21 protein-coding genes and 1 riboswitch are annotated in these 19,451 nt (G+C 26.8%); of the genes, 6 read left to right on the top strand and 15 right to left on the bottom strand.

The features are described 5' to 3' along the window. Positions 1 to 149: 149 nt before the first annotated feature. From AAT22_RS12820 to kduI, 4 genes are all read right to left on the bottom strand, one after another. Positions 150 to 935, bottom strand: coding sequence for a carbohydrate-binding protein (locus AAT22_RS12820; RefSeq protein ID WP_047001500.1), 786 nt, complete (start codon positions 933 to 935; stop codon positions 150 to 152). Positions 936 to 959: 24 nt separating this feature from the next. Further along, entirely contained in the window at positions 960 to 1,598 is a 639-nt protein-coding gene (locus AAT22_RS12825) for an RpiB/LacA/LacB family sugar-phosphate isomerase (RefSeq protein ID WP_047001533.1), read from the bottom strand. A gap of 83 nt (positions 1,599 to 1,681) precedes the next feature. Next, a complete protein-coding gene (locus AAT22_RS12830; protein WP_016206648.1) occupies positions 1,682 to 2,470 on the bottom strand; it encodes a gluconate 5-dehydrogenase in 789 nt (262 codons plus the stop codon). 53 nt (positions 2,471 to 2,523) lie between these two features. Further along, positions 2,524 to 3,351, bottom strand: coding sequence for a 5-dehydro-4-deoxy-D-glucuronate isomerase (kduI, locus tag AAT22_RS12835; protein WP_047001501.1), 828 nt, complete (start codon positions 3,349 to 3,351; stop codon positions 2,524 to 2,526). A gap of 143 nt (positions 3,352 to 3,494) precedes the next feature. On the opposite strand from kduI, the gene AAT22_RS12840 reads away from it, so the two are divergent. Continuing rightward, positions 3,495 to 4,355, top strand: a complete 861-nt coding sequence (locus AAT22_RS12840) for an AraC family transcriptional regulator (RefSeq protein ID WP_016206647.1) — start codon at positions 3,495 to 3,497, stop codon at positions 4,353 to 4,355. Positions 4,356 to 4,443: 88 nt separating this feature from the next. On the opposite strand, the gene AAT22_RS12845 is transcribed toward AAT22_RS12840, so the two are convergent. The 7 genes from AAT22_RS12845 to AAT22_RS12870 all read right to left on the bottom strand — a co-directional run bounded on the left by AAT22_RS12845 (position 4,444) and on the right by AAT22_RS12870 (position 8,395). Then, entirely contained in the window at positions 4,444 to 4,887 is a 444-nt protein-coding gene (locus AAT22_RS12845) for a hypothetical protein (protein ID WP_016206646.1), read from the bottom strand. Between the two features lie 268 nt (positions 4,888 to 5,155). After that, the gene (locus tag AAT22_RS12850; protein WP_047001502.1) at positions 5,156 to 5,347 is read right to left on the bottom strand and encodes a hypothetical protein; all 192 of its coding nucleotides are present in this window, start codon (positions 5,345 to 5,347) and stop codon (positions 5,156 to 5,158) included. 582 nt (positions 5,348 to 5,929) lie between these two features. Then, on the bottom strand, positions 5,930 to 6,187 hold the full coding sequence (locus AAT22_RS19450; RefSeq protein ID WP_347457010.1) for a GNAT family N-acetyltransferase: 258 nt from the start codon (positions 6,185 to 6,187) through the stop codon (positions 5,930 to 5,932). Between the two features lie 27 nt (positions 6,188 to 6,214). Beyond that, positions 6,215 to 6,349, bottom strand: coding sequence for a hypothetical protein (locus tag AAT22_RS19550; protein WP_278279856.1), 135 nt, complete (start codon positions 6,347 to 6,349; stop codon positions 6,215 to 6,217). A gap of 84 nt (positions 6,350 to 6,433) precedes the next feature. Then, positions 6,434 to 6,964, bottom strand: coding sequence for a flavodoxin domain-containing protein (locus AAT22_RS12860; protein WP_047001503.1), 531 nt, complete (start codon positions 6,962 to 6,964; stop codon positions 6,434 to 6,436). A gap of 129 nt (positions 6,965 to 7,093) precedes the next feature. Further along, entirely contained in the window at positions 7,094 to 7,369 is a 276-nt protein-coding gene (locus AAT22_RS12865; protein ID WP_016206642.1) for a hypothetical protein, read from the bottom strand. Positions 7,370 to 7,597: 228 nt separating this feature from the next. Continuing rightward, positions 7,598 to 8,395, bottom strand: coding sequence for a DUF368 domain-containing protein (locus AAT22_RS12870; RefSeq protein ID WP_016206641.1), 798 nt, complete (start codon positions 8,393 to 8,395; stop codon positions 7,598 to 7,600). Between the two features lie 341 nt (positions 8,396 to 8,736). On the opposite strand from AAT22_RS12870, the gene AAT22_RS12875 reads away from it, so the two are divergent. Both AAT22_RS12875 and AAT22_RS12880 read left to right on the top strand, forming a co-directional pair. Beyond that, complete coding sequence (locus tag AAT22_RS12875) at positions 8,737 to 10,455, top strand: ABC transporter ATP-binding protein (RefSeq protein ID WP_047001504.1); 1,719 nt, start codon at positions 8,737 to 8,739, stop codon at positions 10,453 to 10,455. A gap of 14 nt (positions 10,456 to 10,469) precedes the next feature. Next, a complete protein-coding gene (locus tag AAT22_RS12880) occupies positions 10,470 to 12,203 on the top strand; it encodes an ABC transporter ATP-binding protein (protein WP_047001505.1) in 1,734 nt (577 codons plus the stop codon). Positions 12,204 to 12,351: 148 nt separating this feature from the next. On the opposite strand, the gene AAT22_RS12885 is transcribed toward AAT22_RS12880, so the two are convergent. After that, positions 12,352 to 13,563, bottom strand: coding sequence for a crosslink repair DNA glycosylase YcaQ family protein (locus AAT22_RS12885; protein ID WP_047001506.1), 1,212 nt, complete (start codon positions 13,561 to 13,563; stop codon positions 12,352 to 12,354). 414 nt (positions 13,564 to 13,977) lie between these two features. On the opposite strand from AAT22_RS12885, the gene AAT22_RS12890 reads away from it, so the two are divergent. After that, positions 13,978 to 15,324 (top strand): MATE family efflux transporter, encoded by a 1,347-nt coding sequence (locus AAT22_RS12890; protein ID WP_047001507.1) that lies wholly within the window; start codon positions 13,978 to 13,980, stop codon positions 15,322 to 15,324. 139 nt (positions 15,325 to 15,463) lie between these two features. On the opposite strand, the gene AAT22_RS12895 is transcribed toward AAT22_RS12890, so the two are convergent. Together AAT22_RS12895 and AAT22_RS12900 are read right to left on the bottom strand one after the other, a co-directional pair. Then, positions 15,464 to 15,919, bottom strand: a complete 456-nt coding sequence (locus AAT22_RS12895) for a GNAT family N-acetyltransferase (protein WP_047001508.1) — start codon at positions 15,917 to 15,919, stop codon at positions 15,464 to 15,466. 39 nt (positions 15,920 to 15,958) lie between these two features. Then, the gene (locus AAT22_RS12900) at positions 15,959 to 16,303 is read right to left on the bottom strand and encodes a phenylpyruvate tautomerase MIF-related protein (protein ID WP_016206630.1); all 345 of its coding nucleotides are present in this window, start codon (positions 16,301 to 16,303) and stop codon (positions 15,959 to 15,961) included. Positions 16,304 to 16,521: 218 nt separating this feature from the next. Between AAT22_RS12900 and AAT22_RS12905 the strand changes: the two genes are divergently transcribed. Beyond that, positions 16,522 to 17,091, top strand: a complete 570-nt coding sequence (locus AAT22_RS12905) for a hypothetical protein (protein ID WP_016206629.1) — start codon at positions 16,522 to 16,524, stop codon at positions 17,089 to 17,091. Between the two features lie 124 nt (positions 17,092 to 17,215). On the opposite strand, the gene AAT22_RS19455 is transcribed toward AAT22_RS12905, so the two are convergent. Next, positions 17,216 to 18,292, bottom strand: coding sequence for a L,D-transpeptidase family protein (locus AAT22_RS19455; protein WP_047001509.1), 1,077 nt, complete (start codon positions 18,290 to 18,292; stop codon positions 17,216 to 17,218). 188 nt (positions 18,293 to 18,480) lie between these two features. Beyond that, a riboswitch (TPP riboswitch) is annotated at positions 18,481 to 18,581 on the top strand. 62 nt (positions 18,582 to 18,643) lie between these two features. Here AAT22_RS19455 and thiT point away from each other — a divergent pair. Beyond that, entirely contained in the window at positions 18,644 to 19,297 is a 654-nt protein-coding gene (gene thiT, locus AAT22_RS12915) for an energy-coupled thiamine transporter ThiT (protein WP_047001510.1), read from the top strand. The last annotated feature ends 154 nt before the right edge of the window (positions 19,298 to 19,451 follow it).

Raw genomic sequence — 19,451 nt, forward strand, 5'->3', positions numbered from 1 at the left:
TAATATTATTATATATTTTCCATTTTAGTGCAATATAAAAACTGTACCTCGATTTTAATTTCACATACTAAAATGGAACTAAAATCAAAGGTACAGTCTTTTTAATATTTATCTAATAAATCTATTTTAGAATATTTATTAGGCAATTCTTATTTCCCAAAAACTTGGATTTGACTCAATGCTGGGAAAGGTGATGGATCATCAGCTTTTATTAAATCACTAAATGTTAACCAACTTATCTTTTTTTCTGGGAATGTTATAATATGCGCCTTATCGCTTTTTTCTAGATCACATATTAACTCAGAGTTATCTGAGAATCTAAAAGTAACTTTTACCCACCAGTTATCATGTGGAAAATCTGATCTTGTATATAAAACAATTTTATCTGTAATTATTTCTCTTCCAAAATCAATTTTAAAGCAAGCGTCATCTCTCATGCCTATTCCCCATGATTCATATGGCCATTTTCCATGGTCATGATTTTCACAGTTACCGTTTATAGCGTTTCTAGCTGCAAAAACAGCTTCTCCTCTAGTTTCTACATTTGCAGAAGCATGTGGATACACACCAATAAGGCCTTGCTGATCCATTTTGTTTAATGCTAAATTTCTATAACATTCTACTTCTTCTTTTCTAGCAATTCTTACTGATAATAAATGTTTTTCTCCATAAAACACCTTTGGTGAATAGCTTACTTTCTTCTCTCCAAAAGGAATTTCATATGTTATAAGATTTTCTGTTACATATATTAAAGATTCTCCCATTGCATCATCAATTTCTGCTACAAGATAAATTTCTTTATTAGATGTTTCAATTTGAATCCTATCACCTTCTTTGTATTCTTCTTTAAATACAAGTCTAACTTCATTACATTCTTTATTTTCAGCTTTAATATTTCCATCTTTATCTAATATCTTTAATGATAATTGAATCATAATATCTCCTTAAATTTAGATATACTAACCTAAAAGATTTTTAATATATTCTTTTATTTCATCATTTTTGCAATTTTCATAAAAATATTCCTTAAATTTAGCACCACCTACAGCGCCTCTTAATAAATCTTGATCTATTCTTTGTAAAATTGTTAACATATCTGTATGTGTAACTTTCTTAACTTCATCTAATATTTTCTTATTTCTTTGTTCTGGAATAACTCTATCTTTTGGATATCCTTGCCCACTCCTGCCTTCAAATAATTTTTCAAAAATATATTCAAGATTTAATTCTGCTCCCCATCCAAATCCTTTAGCAAAAGGAAGTGATATCGCATTACCATCATTAATTTGAGCAAACATGTATGCATCTGATGGATCTACAACATGCCCACATAGCACTCCTGGGAAAGAATTACATGCAAGCATTGCTCCTTCTCCTGTTCCACAACCTGTTATTACATAATCTGCTGCTCCAGAATTTAATAATATTGCTGTTAAGATACCATTTTGAACATATGTTAATTGTGCTTCATCTTCAGCACTATACATTCCATAATTAAAAACTTCATGTCCTTTTGATTCTACTACCTTTTTTAATGTATCATATATCATTGAATTTTTTGCTGCTTGACTATTTTCATTTATTAAAGCAATTTTCATTTTTAATTCTCCTTCCAATTATTTCTTACCCCTGGGGTGTAAAATTTACCAATTGGTAAATTTTACACCCCAGGGGAGCACTATTATTGTGGTTGCTTTCCGATATAAGCTAATATACCACCATCTACATATAAAATATGGCCATTAACAAAGTCAGAAGCATCTGATGCTAAGAATATAGCTGGTCCTGTAAGATCATCTGTTGTTCCCCAACGTGCTGCTGGAGTTTTAGAGATAATAAAGTTATTGAAAGGATGTCCCTCAGTTCTAAGTGGTGCAGTTTGTGGCGTTTCTATATATCCAGGGCCTATGCCGTTACATTGTATATTATATTCACCATACTCTGATGCTATATTTTTTGTTAACATCTTAAGTCCACCTTTCGCTGCTGCATAAGCTGAAACTGTTTCTCTTCCAAGTTCACTCATCATTGAGCATATGTTTATTATCTTTCCATGACCCTTTTTAATCATTCCTGGTATTACTGCCTTAGATACTATAAATGGTGCATTTAAATCTACATCTATTACTTTACGGAAATCTTCTGCTTTCATTTCAAGCATTGGAACTCTTCTTATTATTCCTGCGTTATTTACAAGTATATCTATTATACCTACTTCTTCCTCTATCTTTTTAACCATTGCAACTACACCATCTTCATCTGTGACATCACAAACATATCCATATGCTTTTATTCCATGTTCTGCATACGCCTCAATTCCTTTATTAACTAAATCTTGATTGATATCATTAAAAACTACAGTTGCTCCTGCTTCTCCATATGATTTTGCTATTGAAAATCCTATTCCATAAGATGCTCCAGTTACTAAAGCTACCTTTCCCTCTAATGAAAAACTCTTCATAATATCCATAATAAAATCCTCCTAAAATTATATTTAATAGTATTATTTTTATATTTATATAATTATCTTAATTCGCTTAATTTTACAGCATCCATATCATCAAAATCTTGATTTTCTCCAACCATCCCCCAGATAAAGGTGTACGCTCTTGTACCTGCCCCTGAATGTATTGACCAACTTGGTGATATAACTGCTTCTTCATTTCTTATAACAATATGCCTTGTTTCTGTAGGTTCTCCCATATAATGCATTACAAAGTTATCATCCTTAATATCGAAATATAAATAAACTTCCATTCTTCGATCATGTGTATGGCATGGCATTGTATTCCAAACACTTCCTGGCTTTAATTGAGTCATCCCCATAACTAATTGGCAACTTTCAACTTGTCCTGGAAGTATATATTTTCTTATTACTCTATGATTAGATTCCTCTAATGATCCAAGCTCTACTGTTACACAATCTTCTGGTTTTATTAAAACTGTTGGATACTCCTTATGGGCTGGTGCACTATTGAAATAAAATTTTGCTGGATTATTTTCATCTTCACTAGCAAATTCAATATCTTTAGTTCCCATTCCAATATACATACCATCTTTATAATCTAATGAGTATTTTTGCCCATCTAGTGTAATAGTCCCTTTACCACCTATATTAATTACTCCAAGTTCTCTTCTTTCTAAAAAATACTTAGCTCTAAGTTCTTCTCCAGCTTTTAATATTAAAGGATTTACTGGTACTGCAGCCCCTATTATAATTCTATCAATATGGCTATATACCATTTTAACTTCATCTTTTTCAAATAAACTTTGAATTAAAAACTCTTCTCTTAATTCCTTTGTCGTATAATGCTTTACATCTTTTGGTGATGCTGCTGTTCTTAATTCCATCTTTCCTCTCCTCCTCTATATCTTATCTTGTAACTATAGTTTAACATTTTAAATTTTCTATTTCTTGTGATTTCATGTCATAAATATTGCAAATATTGAACTTAAGAATTATAATTATTGTAAATTATCAAGGAGGGATTATTGTGATTGAATTTAATTCATGTGAAGCAGCTATAAAAAGTGCCTTAGAAAATCAATATTTTTCTATTGCTCATTTATATAAAGAAGAAAAATCTATGGCTATGCATATACATGACTCTTATGAAATTTACTACTCAATAACAGGGGGAAAGCAAATTCTTATTGGTAATAAATTTTATGATATTAAACCTGGAGACTTATTCGTTATTAATCAATTTGAAAGTCATTACATATCTAAATTAGATAAAATAGTTCATGAGAGGATTGTACTTTCAATTGAGCCTGATTTTTTAATATCATCTTCTACTAGTAAAACTGACTTAAATTACTGCTTTTCTAGCCGAAATAAAAACTTTAGTCATAGAATTTCTTTAAATAAAGAGCAGCAGGGTAGGTTTAACTATTTCATAAATAAAATCCTAGCCTCTGAAGGTTTTGGAAACGATATAATTGAATATGCTACATTTTTAGAATTAATGACTTTTATTAATAAAATTTATATAAGTAATGAAAAGCCACTGTCTGAAGAATACTCCTACAAATATAATCAACAAGTAGATGAAATAATAGAATATATAAATGCAAATATAACTGAGCCAATTACAATTGAGCATTTGGCAAGTAATTTTTATTTAAGCACATCTTATATTTGTAGAATATTTAAATCTGCAACTGGTACAACAATTAATAAATATATATCCGGAAGAAGGATTTCTATAGCAAAATCCATGCTAGCTAATGGTGAAAATGTCAATGATGTTTGTGAAAAATGTGGTTTTAATGACTACAGCAATTTTCTTAAAACATTCAAAAAAGCTGTTGGTTTTTCACCTAAAAAGTATTCAACTTTTAGTACAAGCTAATAAATTGTAATTAATTAATAATACCAAAAATGGAAAATTTCCCACCCCTGAGGTGAAAAATTTTCCATTTTTTATTTTATACTTTTATTTAGTTTCTTGTCATATATTTTTTAAATAATATATCTGCAATTTCTGGGTTAGTTTCTTTTAATTCATTAAGGTAAACAAATGCACTTCCTTTATAATCTTTTTCTTCTCCAAGCAAAATTACTTCATAACAACTTCTTAATATGTTTACTATACAATTTTCGAAATGATTTTCTTTGCAACTTTTACAAGTCTTTAAGATATCTACTACTCCATCCATTATATATTCTTTGTCATATATTCTTGTATCTGTTATAGGAATATTATAGTAGCCATCTACAACATATGTTACTTTATTAATCATGCATTTTTTTATACATTCAGTCCCATACCCAACTAGACATGTTTCTCTTTCGCAAACTCCACATTCATTTTCAGAAAGACAACAAGGACTAAGCTTGTCCACCAATCTACTAAAATTTATTTCTTTAAATGCAACTCCCATTTTTATCCTCCACTTACTTAAACTTAAACATTAAAAATTTAATTCTAAATTAAATTATATCATTTATCTATAAAATAATGTAAGATTTTTCTTAATCTTGTTTGCTTTATTCTTGTTTTTATATAATATATATTTTTAACTTACAATTTAAATAATTTGTGAAATTATTTATTCACTAACCTTTTTATTTTAATTTTTGAAAAAATGCTCAACATATTTGATATGCCAAGCATCTTATTATTTATATCCCATCTCATTATACTTTTTATTAAATTATCTTTTTTATTAATGTAGAAATATTTTCAATTATGCTATTTCTTCTATCTTTTGATGATTTATATGCATCTCTTCTAAGTTGAGTTGAGTTTAATCCTTCATCTTTGCAATATTGTTCAAGTTCTACAGTATTTTTTTCACTATTAATGTTAGTACTATTATTAAATTCTCCGATAGTGTACATATATAATTCCTCCAATTCTTATTATTTCTCCTACTTTCTTATTATTTTCTCTAATTTTGATAAACATATTCATAATAACATCCTCCTTTAATTTATTTTTTATATTAAAAATGACCCTAGTTTTCCCAGGGCCATTAAAATATCACGTTCATTAATAAATAAATGCATAAAAAAACCATGAGAATAATAACTCATGGCGATATACTTAATTGATAAATTAAAATTAAAAAATTATAAAATATCTCCGCTGGCAGAGCTACTAATTAAAAACAATCTATATTCAATTTTATTTTTGTTGCATATTAAATTCATAGACATAACTCTACCTCCTTATTTATATTTATTTAATATTCTCCATATTTAATTAATTATTTTACTACTTTATTATTATATACCATTATCCACATTTTGTAAACAAATAAATGTAAAAAAATATAATTTAAGTATTTTTAACTTGTTTTGTATATAAAAATTTCTAAGTCTAAAGCCATATGTATATCAAATGGCTCTAATTCAAATAATGATTTATTTATTTCACCTGTTATTTTATCTCCTAAAGCAAAGTAAAAATCTATAGTATTTTTAAATGGAATTGCTGATATATATATATAACTTTTTTGCTCCTAGTTTTATAGCAGCTTTACATACTAAATTTACTAACATTTTTCCTATTCCCTGTTTACGATAATTGGTACTTATATATAGCATATCTAGTTTAAGTTGATCTAATTTTTCGCCAATTAATTTACTTTCTAATGCAACAAGTCCAACTATCTTACCATTATCAAAAGCTACATATATTTTTCCAGCTCTTTTTTGTATATTAATAAGTCTGTCAATATATTCATTTAGTTCTTTTAAATTCCATTATTCTATATTATAGTATTCATCTACTAATTCCGTCTTTTTATTTATATAATAATAAACTTCATTTACTATCTTTTTCCTATCAATATCTTTTAGTAAATCTAGTTCTGATTTATTAAATTGTCTATATATCAAAAGCCCACCCCCAACTCCTACTATATTATTGGTATATTCAAATATTTTATAAAATTCATATTTATGTTATTTTTAATTTTATAGTTATATTAAGCATATGTGTTTTTCAATTTCTTTTAAATTTTCCCTACTTGTCCAATCCGATTCGTTGTTGATAGATTCAATTAATGCTTTTTCCCAAGGTTCTAATTCTGATGAACCCTTCTTGCTTAAAAATCCTTTTAACATTCCAATTAGTAATTTATCTTTAAAAGTCATAACTTTCAAATTAAACATTCCTCTTAGATAAAACAATTTAATGCTTACTAAGTCTCCAGTTAAGTTATGTTTCTTTAACTCATTATAAGCTTTTTCATCATATGGTGATGCTCCAACTGCAAATACTATTATTTTTTTATCTTTTAATTTATTATAATTCTTTTTAATTATCGATAACCCCGAGATTCCAGAAGCATAAATTCCTCCACCATAAATAATAATCTCATACTTTTGAAGATTTTCTATTTTACATTTTTCTTGTGAATATAAATCTGCTTTTATATCTTCTGCTAACCATTCTGCATATTTTTTTGTTGCTCCATATTTACTTTTATACACAACTGCTACTTTTGACACATTCTCATCTCCCATAACCATAATTATTTTTATACCTACATAATTAATCTATTACTTTAAAATACTTCTATATTAGACGATATATCCATTTTCAATAAACCCTCTATACTTTATTTGGCAAATTGATTATTATTGTAATATTTCAACTATAGACATAGTAGAAATTATACAACCTATAATAACTAAAAGTATCCCCACATTTTTATTTCTTTTTCTAACGGGATTAGAATTAATTCTATTTGCTAGTTCAATTTGGCTTATTCCTGAAAACAATTGACTTAATCCCAATATTACTATTACAAAATTAAGATTTATATATCCTAAAAAATATATTGATATTGATATAAGAGTTATTGTAGAAAAAATAATAGCTAGTATTGACCAAGTTTTATTCTTTATTTCCATATGTATATTCCTTTCTTAAATAAAAAAATGTATTTTATATTATTATACACAAGTTATAATGTTAATTAAATATCATTTCCCATATATTAGAAAAATTAATTCATAAAAACTTATTCTTCATAAAAATAAAAAATTCCTTTGGAGTCCTTTAATAATTTATTTTAAGTAAATTATTTAACTAGTTTACAGCTTTAAATATAATCATAAGTTAACTAACTTCATAATATATTATTCATTTCTACTTATGTAATATGTGAATATAAATCCTAATATTCCAAGAAGTATTCCTATTGCACTACTTAATCCGTCAACTCCTGGAAATACTGAAAATACTGAACCTAATATAAAGCCAAATATTAATATATATGTTTGCTCAGGATATTTTAATAATAAGATTTCAATTATTTTAGCTGTTGCTAATGTACCAACAATTCCACCAATTGCTATTGGTATTAAAACTGGAATATTCATTTGAACAACTGCTGTTATGACTGTATTATATAACCCCAAAACATATAGCATAAATGATCCGCTTATTCCTGGTAATATAAGCGCTACTGCTACTACTACCCCACCAACAAAAAGCCATAAAAAGTTACCTATAGTTAATGATGTAATTATTGATGATGCATCATTATTTGGTGTTCCCATCATTAAAACTATTAATATACCAACTACTAAATATAAAATACTACTTTTTTTCAACCCCTTTACAGTTGCTTTTTTAAACATAAGTGGAGCTCCGCCTAATATAACACCAATAAATAAATATCCAACTGGTATAGGATAGTTATCAAATAAGGTTTTCACTATATTGCTAAATAAGAATATTCCTACTACTGCACCCATTCCAACTTGTAATAATATCTTATATTGATTTTTAAAATCACTTAAAATATTATTAACTGAATGTAATAACTTATCATATATCCCAAGAATCATTGCTATAGTTCCTCCACTGACACCTGGAACTATTTGAGATATACTAATTGCTACTCCTTTAAAAAAATTCTTTAAAAATTCCATTTTTTCACCTCTACGATATTATTTATATTGTGTTGTTTTCATACTATCATACTATTTATTACTATGTCAAAATTCTAAGATTTATTTAATATAGCTATTAAAATAGTAGTTTTAGCTTACCTATTTATAGTATTTATAACATAGTAATTTTAACATTAATATTAGAAATATCCCTGCATGAAATTCTAAAGATTTTCCAAAAATAAGCTAAAGAGTTTTAATTTTAATATACATTTTATATGCTTTCATAAATTTAAGATATTCTATAAAACTTTTATTATTGAAACTTAATGTTATAATAGGATTTAGTTGTAACATTATTGATAAAGGACTGATGCATATTGATAAAATTAATACAATTTTTAAAAGACTACAAAAAAGAATCTATACTAGGCCCTATTTTTAAATTAATAGAAGCCATCTTGGAGTTATTTATTCCAATAGTTATGGCCAAAATTATTGATGTAGGTGTAAAAAATAAAGATATGATTTATATCTTTAAAATGGGTGGAATACTTATATTGCTTGGAATTACTGGACTTATCTTTGCCTTGGTTTGTCAATATTATGCTTCCAAGGCTTCTCAAGGTGTAGGTACCGCTATTAGAAGTTCCTTATTTAGTAAGATTAATACATTTTCTCATAGCGAAATTGATAAAATTGGTACTCCAACATTAATTACTCGTATAACAAATGATGTAAATCAAATACAAAATGGAGTTGCTATGATGATAAGACTGGGGTCTAGAGCTCCATTTATAATAATTGGATCAACTATAATGGCTTTGGCATTAGATTTAAAATTATCTTTGATTTTTTTAATTACTATACCACTTATTACTCTTACTATTTACTTCGTAATGAGCAAATCTCTTCCTTTATATAAAATAATACAAAATAAATTAGATACTATTTCCTTAATAACTAGAGAAAATCTTGAGGGTACAAGAGTTATTAAAGCTTTTTCAAATGAAGAAAATGAAAAGTTAAGATTTAAAAATGCTAGTAATGATTTAAGTGATATATCTATTAACGTTGGAAAAGTCTCTGCTCTTCTTAATCCACTTACATATATAATTATGAATTTATCTATTGTTGCTATCCTATGGTTTGGTGGTATAAAAGTAAATTCTGGCTCATTAACTCAAGGTGAAACAATAGCATTTGTAAATTATATAACTCAAATTCTTCTTACATTAATAGTTTTTGCTCAATTAATAGTTATATTAACTAAAGCATCAACTTCTGCTAATAGGGTAAGTGAAATACTTGAAATTGAATCTACAATAACAGAAAATAATATTATTAAACTTAATAATATCACCACTAATCCATTTATAGAGTTTAAAAATGTTTGCTTTTCATATACTAACTCTAATGAATATTCATTAAGCAATATATCTTTTACTATTAATAAAAATGAAACCATTGGGATTATAGGAGGCACTGGTTCAGGAAAATCAACTCTTATTAATTTAATTCCAAGATTTTATGACTCATCAAAGGGACAAGTACTTGTAAATGGAATTGATGTTAAAAATTATTCACTAAAATCTCTTAGGAATTTAATAGGAATAGTACCTCAAAAAGCTGTATTATTTACAGGTACTTTATTAGAAAACTTAAAATGGGGAAAAGAAGATGTAACTTTAAGTGAAATTGAAGCTGCCTTAGAAATTTCTCAGTCATCATCTTTTGTACAATCCTTACCAAAACAATATGATACTCCTATACTTCAAGGAGGTAAAAATTTGTCTGGTGGACAAAAGCAAAGACTTACAATTGCCAGAGCTTTAGTTTCTAATCCTGAAATACTTATATTAGATGATAGCTCAAGTGCATTAGATTTCACTACAGATGCTAATCTTAGAAAAGCTTTAAAAGAAAAAGTCAAAGATACTACAGTAATAATGGTTTCTCAAAGAGCTAGCAGTATTAAAAATGCAGATAAAATAATAGTTCTAGATAATGGTGAAATAGCTGGTATTGGCAGTCATGATTATCTAATTGAAAATTGTGAAGTATATAAAGAAATTTATTCTTCTCAATTAAAAAATTAGGAGGTGACTGATACATGAATCTTCCATTACTAAAAAGGATCTTGAAATATACAAAACCATATAATAAATATACAATTCTAGCTTTTTTTACTGCAGTAATTAACATAACTCTTACACTTTTTACTCCAATAATTATAGGAGAAGGAATAGACTTATTAATAGGGCCAGGAAATGTTAACTTTTCAAAATTATTTAAAATATTAATTCTCCTTTCAATAACAGTTATATTTTCGCCAATTCTTCAACTTATTATGACTAGATGTACTAATATTGTGAGTTATAAAACTATTAAAGATTTAAGAATTGATGTTTTTAATAAACTAAATTCCTTGCCATTAAAGTATATAGATAGTACTTCTCATGGAAATATAATGAATGGAGTAATTAATGATATAGAAATTGTGTCTGACGGACTTCTTCAAGGATTTTCACAACTTTTTACTGGAGTAATAACTATAATTGGAACTTTAATATTTATGCTTTCAATAAATATTAAAATTACTTTAATAGTTGTTATAATAACTCCTTTATCTCTATTTACAGCTTCTACAATAGCTAAGCATTGTCATTCTATGTTTAGAAAGCAATCCCAAGTCCGAGGCGAATTAAGTGGATATGTTGAAGAAATGATAGGAAATCAAAAGATAGTTAAAGCCTTTTCCTTTGAAGATAGATCTAAACAAGCTTTTGAAGATATAAATAAGAAATTATATACCTATGGCCAAAAAGCTCAATTTTATTCTGCACTAACCAATCCTTGCACAAGATTTGTTAATGGACTAGTTTATGCAACCGTAGGAATAATTGGTGCTATTAGTGCTATTAATGGTACTATAAGCATAGGTCAGCTTTCTTCATTTTTAAGTTATGCTAATCAATATACTAAGCCATTTAATGAAATATCAGGAGTTATAACAGAACTTCAAGCTGCATTTACATCTGCAAGTAGAGTATTTAAAATTCTAGATGAAAAAGAAGAAACTTCAGATTCTAAGGATTCTATTACCTTAAATACTTGTGAAGGATATATAGATATAAATGATGTTTCATTTTCATATAGCGCAGATAAAAGTTTAATTGAAAATTTTAATTTAAAAGTTAAACCTGGATCTAAAATTGCAATAGTTGGTCCAACTGGTTGTGGTAAAACAACGCTAATTAATTTACTTATGAGATTCTATAATATAAATTCTGGAGAAATAAAAATAGATGGTATTAATATAGATAATGTAACTAGAAGTAGTACAAGAGGTTTATATGGTATGGTCCTTCAAGACACTTGGCTATATTCTGGTACAGTTAAGGAAAACATAGCTTATGGCAAGCCCGATGCTTCCTTACAAGAAATAATATCTGCTGCAAAAAATGCTCATGCCCATAAATTTATAATGAATTTACCTAAAGGTTATGATACTGTACTTACAGATGATAGTTCCCTATCTCAAGGACAAAAGCAACTGCTATGTATTGCTAGAATTATGTTATCTAAACCGCCAATGCTTATATTAGATGAAGCAACTAGCAGTATAGATACACGTACAGAAATTTATATTCAAAAAGCTTTTAATAAATTAATGGAAGGTAGAACAACCTTTATTGTAGCTCATAGGCTTTCAACTATTCGTGAAGCTGATTTAATCTTAGTTATGAATAATGGTAAAGTTATAGAACAAGGGAATCATACTGAACTATTAAATAAAGGTGGTTTTTATGCTAACCTATATAATAGTCAATTTGCTTTAGCATAAAAATTTTATAAGGATATACTAATAATTCTCTATTAAAAGGCTTATTAGTATATCCTTAAATTTGTAGTAATAGTAGTATATATTTTTATTTTTTAAATTTATTTAATATCTTAATCTTAAGGTCAATTTCAATATCTTCAGCAAATATTTATATTCTATTTATTTTGTTAAATGAATCTTTTGGTATTCCATCTGCTTTTAAATATTTACAGAACTTATCTAAGGCTTCTTTTACAGAATCTATGCAATCATTAGTAACTTCAAAATTATCTTCCCACCACCAATTTTTTATTACTAATGGCTTATTCCCTCTATGAAGTTCTGGTTCAAATCTTGCTACAATTCTATCTCCATATAAAACTGGCAAAACATAATATCCATATTTTCTTTTGTCTATTGGCTTATATACTTCCCAAGTATACTCAAAATCAAAAATATCTCTAGTTAACTTCCTATCCCAAATTAAATTATCTAATGGGGCTAAAAATTTTACATTACTTCTATTAATTGAAGTAGAATAATTTAAAATTGATATATCTTCTTTCCTTAAATAGAATGTTTCTTTTAAATTTTCTACTCTAATAAGTACTAATTCTCCTTCATCTACTAATCCATTTAATACTCTTTGTCTTAAAGTTTTGTTAGAAATATAATTACCTAGCCAACCTTCTCCACTTCTATCCCAGTAAGCTCCTATGCTACCTATTCTTCTTTTAACATACCATTTATAGAACTCTTCATCATTTTGAAATGGCTCTGACTCATATAATATTTCAGAAGGTAATAATCTTTCAATTAAATCATATTTCTTTTGAGTATTCTTCTTTTCCTTGACTCCAAGCTCTCCACTATTCCACATATAATCCATTGTAGCACTTGAGAGCTTTCCATGTCCCCATCTTCCTTTTTCTACAGAACCTAAATCAATTTCTGATGGGATAGTGGAACCATTTTTTTGTATTAATTCTTTTACAGGTTCAACGTAGTTTATTGCATCAAGTGAGTTCCTATTCTTTAATACATTTTCAACTTCTTTTTTTCTTTCATCTCTTACTCTCTTAAAATATGGCCAATCTTTAACAGAATATATAGCCATCATTTTATCCCATCCATCTATTAATTCTCTTTTATTATAAAGTAAATCCTCTAACATTACAGGATCATAATCTTCTATTCTTGATTGAATAACTAAATCTGCATTCCTTCCTACAACATTTAGCGGATCATATTGAATGCATCCAACTCGCTCTATAAACTTTTTAATTCCCTCTTCCCCAATAAAGGTATTATTAGTGTATAATCCTTGATATACTACTAGGAATCTTCTTAATTCTTCCTTTGATATATTAATTACTTGCATATTTTTACCTCTCAAAAATTTTATTCTTATCTAATTTTACATTTATATAATAATGATTCAGTTTACATTTTGTAATTAAATTAATTTCATAACACTACATTTTAAACCTCTTTTTTATAAATATAGTTTAACATATTTTTACATAGTTTGTTTAAGTTGTTACAAAGTTATTAAATTCATCTATTATTTTTGTATATTTTGTACACATTTAGATATTTTTTATATATTTATTGCATTAAATTTCTACTAATTCTATAATTGTTATTTGTATTAAAAACTCAAATTTATTTTCTAAATTTGAAATAATATTGATAATAACTTTTTATAATGTTATTATTGAGAAAGTTTTTATAATGTTAGATTATTTTATATGTGTAAATTTATTATGGATTTTATATAAATGGAGGGCTATTTATGACAAAAGATATGACAACAGGAAATCCTGTAAAACTAATTTTAACATTTTCTATTCCTTTACTTATAGGTAATATATTTCAACAATTTTATAGTATGGCTGATACTATAATAGTTGGTAAATTCCTTGGTGTTAACGCATTAGCAGCTGTAGGCTCTACCGGTGCTATGGCTTTTTTAGTTAATGGATTTGTTATTGGATTAACAGGTGGTTTTTCTGTTTTAGTTGCACAAAGATTTGGAGCTAATGACGAAGAAGGTGTAAAAAAAGCCTTTGCAAGTTCCTTAATTTTATCAATAATTATGACTATTATAGTTACTTTTATAAGTATGATTTCTGCAAAACCTTTACTTGAACTTATGAATACACCAGCTGATATTATTAATGATTCCTTGTCTTATATCATTATTATTTATGCTGGTAATGTTGCAATAATATTTTATAACATGCTGTCAAGTATATTAAGAGCTCTTGGAGATAGTAAAACTCCTCTATACTTTTTAATTATTGCTTCAATACTAAATGTAGTTTTAGATATTGTGTTTATCTTTAATTTTTCAATGGGTGTAGCTGGAGCTGCTTATGCTACTATTATTTCTCAATCAATATCTGCAATATTATGTGCAATATATATAGTAAAGAAGTTTCCTATATTAAAATTAAAAAAACATCACTGGAAACTAAGAAAAAACTATGTTCAAAAACAATTGAGAATTGGTGTTCCAATGGCACTTCAATTTTCTATAACTGCTGCTGGAGCTATGGTACTTCAAGGTGCTCTTAATAACTTTGGTTCTAAAATAATAGCTTCATATACTGCTGCTTCTAAAGTTCAACAGCTTGTTATGCAGCCTGCTGTTACCTTTGGAGTTGCAATGGCTACTTATTCTGGGCAAAATCTTGGTGCTGGGAGAATAGATCGTATAAAAGAAGGGGTTAAAAAATGTACTATTATTAGTATTATTGTAAGTATAGTCTCAACAATTGTAGTAATATCATTTGGCGGTGCCTTTACAAAATTATTTATAGACGGAAATGATTTAGAAGTAATATCATATGCAAGGCATTATTTAAATACAGTTTCTATATTTTATATTCCACTAGGATTAATTTTTATATATAGAAATACTCTTCAAGGAATTGGTGATAGTTTTGTTCCTATGATGGCTGGAGTTGCTGAAATGATAGCTAGAACTGTAGTTGCATTTACATTACCAAGATTAATAGACTTTACTGGAATTGCTTTAGCTGACCCTGCTGCTTGGTTTGCTGCTGCTATTCCTCTTGGAATCACTTACTTTAAAAGAATTAATGTACTTCTAAAAGAAAAACAATTAGCAGCATAATGAAAAATTAGAAATATATAAGTTTCCTTATTTCTTTATTTAACATTAAGACAAACTTCATTATTACTAATTAAATAGAAGTTAAAAAGGAAATTATAAAAGTTACTACTAAATAATACTTTTTATAATTTCCTTTTTATTAATTGTCATCTTCAATATCTCTTAGCATTTCTATGTGAGGAATATCATCCTCTAAATATACGTTAGAAACATCTTCAAATCCTAAACTCTTATAAAAGTCTTTTATATACACTTGTGCTGATATTCTAATTTTACTTTTACCATAAATATCATTTATATATTCAATTGCTTTTTCCATTGCTTTTTTCCCTAAGTCTTTTCCCCTATGGATTTTATTTACTACTACACGACCAATAGATATTTCATCATAAGAAATTCCTTTATCTAGTATTCTTAAATAAGCTAAAACTTCATTATTTTCTATAGCAAATAAATGATATGAACTTAAATCTTTTCCATCACAGTCTTGATAAATACATTCTTGTTCCACAACAAACACTTTATTTCTTAATTCTAGAATACTATAGAGTTCCCTTATGGTTAAATCATCAAATCTTTTTATTTTCCACTCCATCTTTATTCCCCCTAAAGGATATATAAAAGCAAAATTTAATTAAAAATTAAAACCATTAAATCCCCAATTTTCTACTTCTTCATATTTAATATATATTGCATTTTGAGGAATGTTTAATTCTAACTCGTATAATTCACAAATTTCTTTAGTCACTTTATCTAAAGATTCTTTTGAAGCTTTACCAAAAATTTTAACTTCTATAAATGCTCCATAATTTAATTCCTTACCTTGAAAATATAGTGAATATTCATCTTGAAATCCTATCATAAGATAATTTTCACTTTTTCCTGGAATATTTTTTATTATATTTGCTAATTTAGCTTTTAATATATCTTTTTTTTCTTTATTTAACTTTACAGTTACTTTAGAATCTATAAATGGCAATCTTATCCCCTCCATACTTCTTATCTACAATCTATTAATTAGATAATTATAAATCTAAATATAAAAACTGTAAATAGTTGTATTAATTATATATATCATAGCACAAAATTAATATTTCCTACCTTTAATATTATTATTACATTAATTAATACTTATTTAATATCATATTTTCTTTTTTTGCATATAATATCTAAAAGTAATTATTATAGAGTGGTAATATGAAATACTTATTAGAAATTCAAGATTGTAAACTTTTAGGATCTGGAGCTGAAGGCTCTGTATACTTGACCCCTGAAGGATATGCTCTTAAAACATTTAAAAACATAAAATCTGCTAAGAATGAAGAAGAAATCCTTAGAAAAACCTTAGATAGCCCTTTTTTCCCTAAGCCTATATTAAGGATAAGTAATATTTTAATAAGAGACTATGTAAGTGGTGATAATCTCTTTGAATATATTTCAAAACACGGCTTACCATATAATCTATCAGTAGAAATAATCGATCTTATTGAAGATTTAAAAAGATTAAAGTTTAAAAGAATTAATATAAGAAATGCTCATATATTTGTAGATTCAAAGGGTAAAATTATGATAATAGATCCAAGAAAACCTTATTCAAAAATAACTCCATATCCTAAAGATATAATTAAAATATTAGTCAAGCTTCACTTGTTTGATAAGTTTTTAAAGGATGTTCTAAAATATAAACCACATTTAATCTCTTATTGGACATCTGCTTATAATTATCTTGCCTCTCCAAGAAAAAGAAGAATTTATCGATATGGCTAATTAAAAATAATTATAAAAAATAAGGTTGGAATCATATTGTTTATAATTCCAGCCTTATTATAGTAAAATATTTTTCTATATTTATGTAAAATTATTTCTAACTTTTATATAATTCCAATATATCTTAATAAGAGTAAAGTGTACTATAATTTAAAGCAATCATTATTTGAGGATTTTCTGATGGATTTATCCATTGTAGAATTTCCTTCATTTTATTTAATTCTACAGCTACACACCCCCATGTAGGAATTCCAACATCTACATGTAAGAATATTGCAGAGCTTTTTCCTGGAATTACAGGCCATCTATTATAGTCTATTACTAATGAATATTTATATGCATTACTATGCTCTATTAAATGCTCTGCTGAATTCCATCTTCCATTTGCAGAGCCAAACTGCATTGTATTATAGTAAGATGAACTTTCATCATCTACCCAATATTCAGACCCATCTAGTACTCTATATGGAATCTTACTTCCTGGATTCTGTGCTACTCCAAATGCTTCTGTTAAACTATATACTCCAGTTGGGGTGCATAAGTCCATTTCATATACTTCACTTGCATTCTTCATTCCATTTTCACCTAATCTTGCAAACATACTGTCATATTCATACCAATTACCATTACTATCTTTCTGCCATAAAACTAACTCCGCTGTACTTCCCCCTGTACTTACAACAGAAATTATTTGATTTGAGCTTTTTGCTACAGATGTATTAGCAATTTTAGGATTATTATTGTTTTGAGTTTGTGTACTATTGTTACTATTAGTTATTTCATTATTATTATTTTCTAAAACTGTAGAATCATTTTCCTCATTTTTTTCTTTCTCAACAGCTTTTTTCCCTAAATCTTCTTTTATCTTTTCTTCTTCTAGTTTTTTATCTTCTTCATCTTTAATTCTTTTTTCCACTGATGATTTTAAATTACTTAATTGAGTTATAATATCATTTGCTCCATTTAAATTCTTATTAGCTATGTTTCCATTAAAATTTTCTTTTAGATGGTTATATACATTTTCTTCATTACTATTCATATTAATAATTTCAATATCATCAAATTCTTTAATTATTTCTTCTATTTGCACTTTTAATTTTCTATCATTATTTGCTTTCACAATATAAATACTACTACTTATTAAAATAATAATAGATATAAGAAAAATTATTATTGCTTTTATCTTTTTTTTGTTTCTCATTTTTCCCCATCCTATAAACTATTATAAATAATATAAAAATTTATTCATTAAACTATGCACTGTGTCCTTAAATATATAGTACCTTTTTTTGAAAAATAAATAAACGGTAATTTATTACAAATATCTACTAATAAAATTTATTGACTTTTTAATTATTTTTATATAAACTTTACTTATAAATTAAATAATTTAAGTGCTAGGGGTGCCTTTTGGCTGAGAAATGATTAATCATTAACCCTCTTTACCTGATCTGGATAATACCAGCGTAGGAAAGTCACAATGTATTTTGTAGAATTAATTTTTTATTAAGCTATATAGATACCTCCTAGCATATTTTAGGAGGTATTTTTTATGAATAATTTTATTAACACAATAAAAGAAAGTTTTATTGAAATTTTTAAAAGCCCACTTTCTTTGGCAACTTTAATAGGAATAATAATTTTAATATTAGCTCTTATAAAGTTTAAAAGGATTAAGCTGGATGCTAAAATAATGTCTAGAATAGGTATAGCTTTAGCACTAGCTACAATACTTCATCTTATAAAAATAGTAGACTTGCCTAATGGCGCAGGAAGTATAAATTTAGGAAGTATGGTACCAATTTTAATAATTTCCTTTATTTATGGACCTGAAATTGGTATGCTTGCTGGATTCTTATTTGGAGTTATTTATTTAATCTTAAGTCCTTATATACTTCATCCAATTCAAGTACTATTTGATTATCCTCTTCCTTTCATGGCTATTGGGCTTGCTGGATATTTCAAAAATAAAAAGCTAATTGGAACTTTTATAGGTATGTTTGTAAGATTTATATTTCACTTTATATCAGGTGTTCTATTCTTTGGGCAATTTGCTCCTGATGGATGGTCTCCTTCCCTTTATTCTCTAATTGTTAATGGTTCAGTTGTTGGAGGAAACTTAATTGTAGTTTTAGTTATCATTGCATTACTGCCATTAAATAGAATTATAGAAAAAAGTTCTAGTCTTCATAGTACACAGTTGTAAAATTTTGCGAAGCATTTTTCAGTTCACAAGGCACAATGCACAGTTGTTTTATTTTTTTAGGTAACAAGGAACAGGTATCAGGTAACAAGTACTAGATGTAAACTATAATTAAAAATTAAGAAACATCTACTTCAAGGTAAGCTTAGGGACAGTA

This window comes from Clostridium sp. C8, from assembly GCF_001010885.1.
Taxonomy (GTDB): domain Bacteria; phylum Bacillota; class Clostridia; order Clostridiales; family Clostridiaceae; genus Clostridium; species Clostridium sartagoforme.

Excerpts from the sequence above, each read along its gene's own strand:
- AAT22_RS12820 (WP_047001500.1), bottom strand. The coding sequence starts at position 935 with ATGATTCAATTATCATTAAAGATATTAGATAAAGATGGAAATATTAAA.
- AAT22_RS12825 (WP_047001533.1), bottom strand. The coding sequence starts at position 1,598 with ATGAAAATTGCTTTAATAAATGAAAATAGTCAAGCAGCAAAAAATTCA.
- AAT22_RS12830 (WP_016206648.1), bottom strand. The coding sequence starts at position 2,470 with ATGGATATTATGAAGAGTTTTTCATTAGAGGGAAAGGTAGCTTTAGTA.
- kduI (WP_047001501.1), bottom strand. The coding sequence starts at position 3,351 with ATGGAATTAAGAACAGCAGCATCACCAAAAGATGTAAAGCATTATACG.
- AAT22_RS12845 (WP_016206646.1), bottom strand. The coding sequence starts at position 4,887 with ATGGGAGTTGCATTTAAAGAAATAAATTTTAGTAGATTGGTGGACAAG.
- AAT22_RS12850 (WP_047001502.1), bottom strand. The coding sequence starts at position 5,347 with ATGTACACTATCGGAGAATTTAATAATAGTACTAACATTAATAGTGAA.
- AAT22_RS12865 (WP_016206642.1), bottom strand. The coding sequence starts at position 7,369 with ATGGAAATAAAGAATAAAACTTGGTCAATACTAGCTATTATTTTTTCT.
- AAT22_RS12870 (WP_016206641.1), bottom strand. The coding sequence starts at position 8,395 with ATGGAATTTTTAAAGAATTTTTTTAAAGGAGTAGCAATTAGTATATCT.
- AAT22_RS12880 (WP_047001505.1), top strand. The coding sequence starts at position 10,470 with ATGAATCTTCCATTACTAAAAAGGATCTTGAAATATACAAAACCATAT.
- AAT22_RS12885 (WP_047001506.1), bottom strand. The coding sequence starts at position 13,563 with ATGCAAGTAATTAATATATCAAAGGAAGAATTAAGAAGATTCCTAGTA.
- AAT22_RS12890 (WP_047001507.1), top strand. The coding sequence starts at position 13,978 with ATGACAAAAGATATGACAACAGGAAATCCTGTAAAACTAATTTTAACA.
- AAT22_RS12895 (WP_047001508.1), bottom strand. The coding sequence starts at position 15,919 with ATGGAGTGGAAAATAAAAAGATTTGATGATTTAACCATAAGGGAACTC.
- AAT22_RS12905 (WP_016206629.1), top strand. The coding sequence starts at position 16,522 with ATGAAATACTTATTAGAAATTCAAGATTGTAAACTTTTAGGATCTGGA.
- AAT22_RS19455 (WP_047001509.1), bottom strand. The coding sequence starts at position 18,292 with ATGAGAAACAAAAAAAAGATAAAAGCAATAATAATTTTTCTTATATCT.
- thiT (WP_047001510.1), top strand. The coding sequence starts at position 18,644 with ATGAATAATTTTATTAACACAATAAAAGAAAGTTTTATTGAAATTTTT.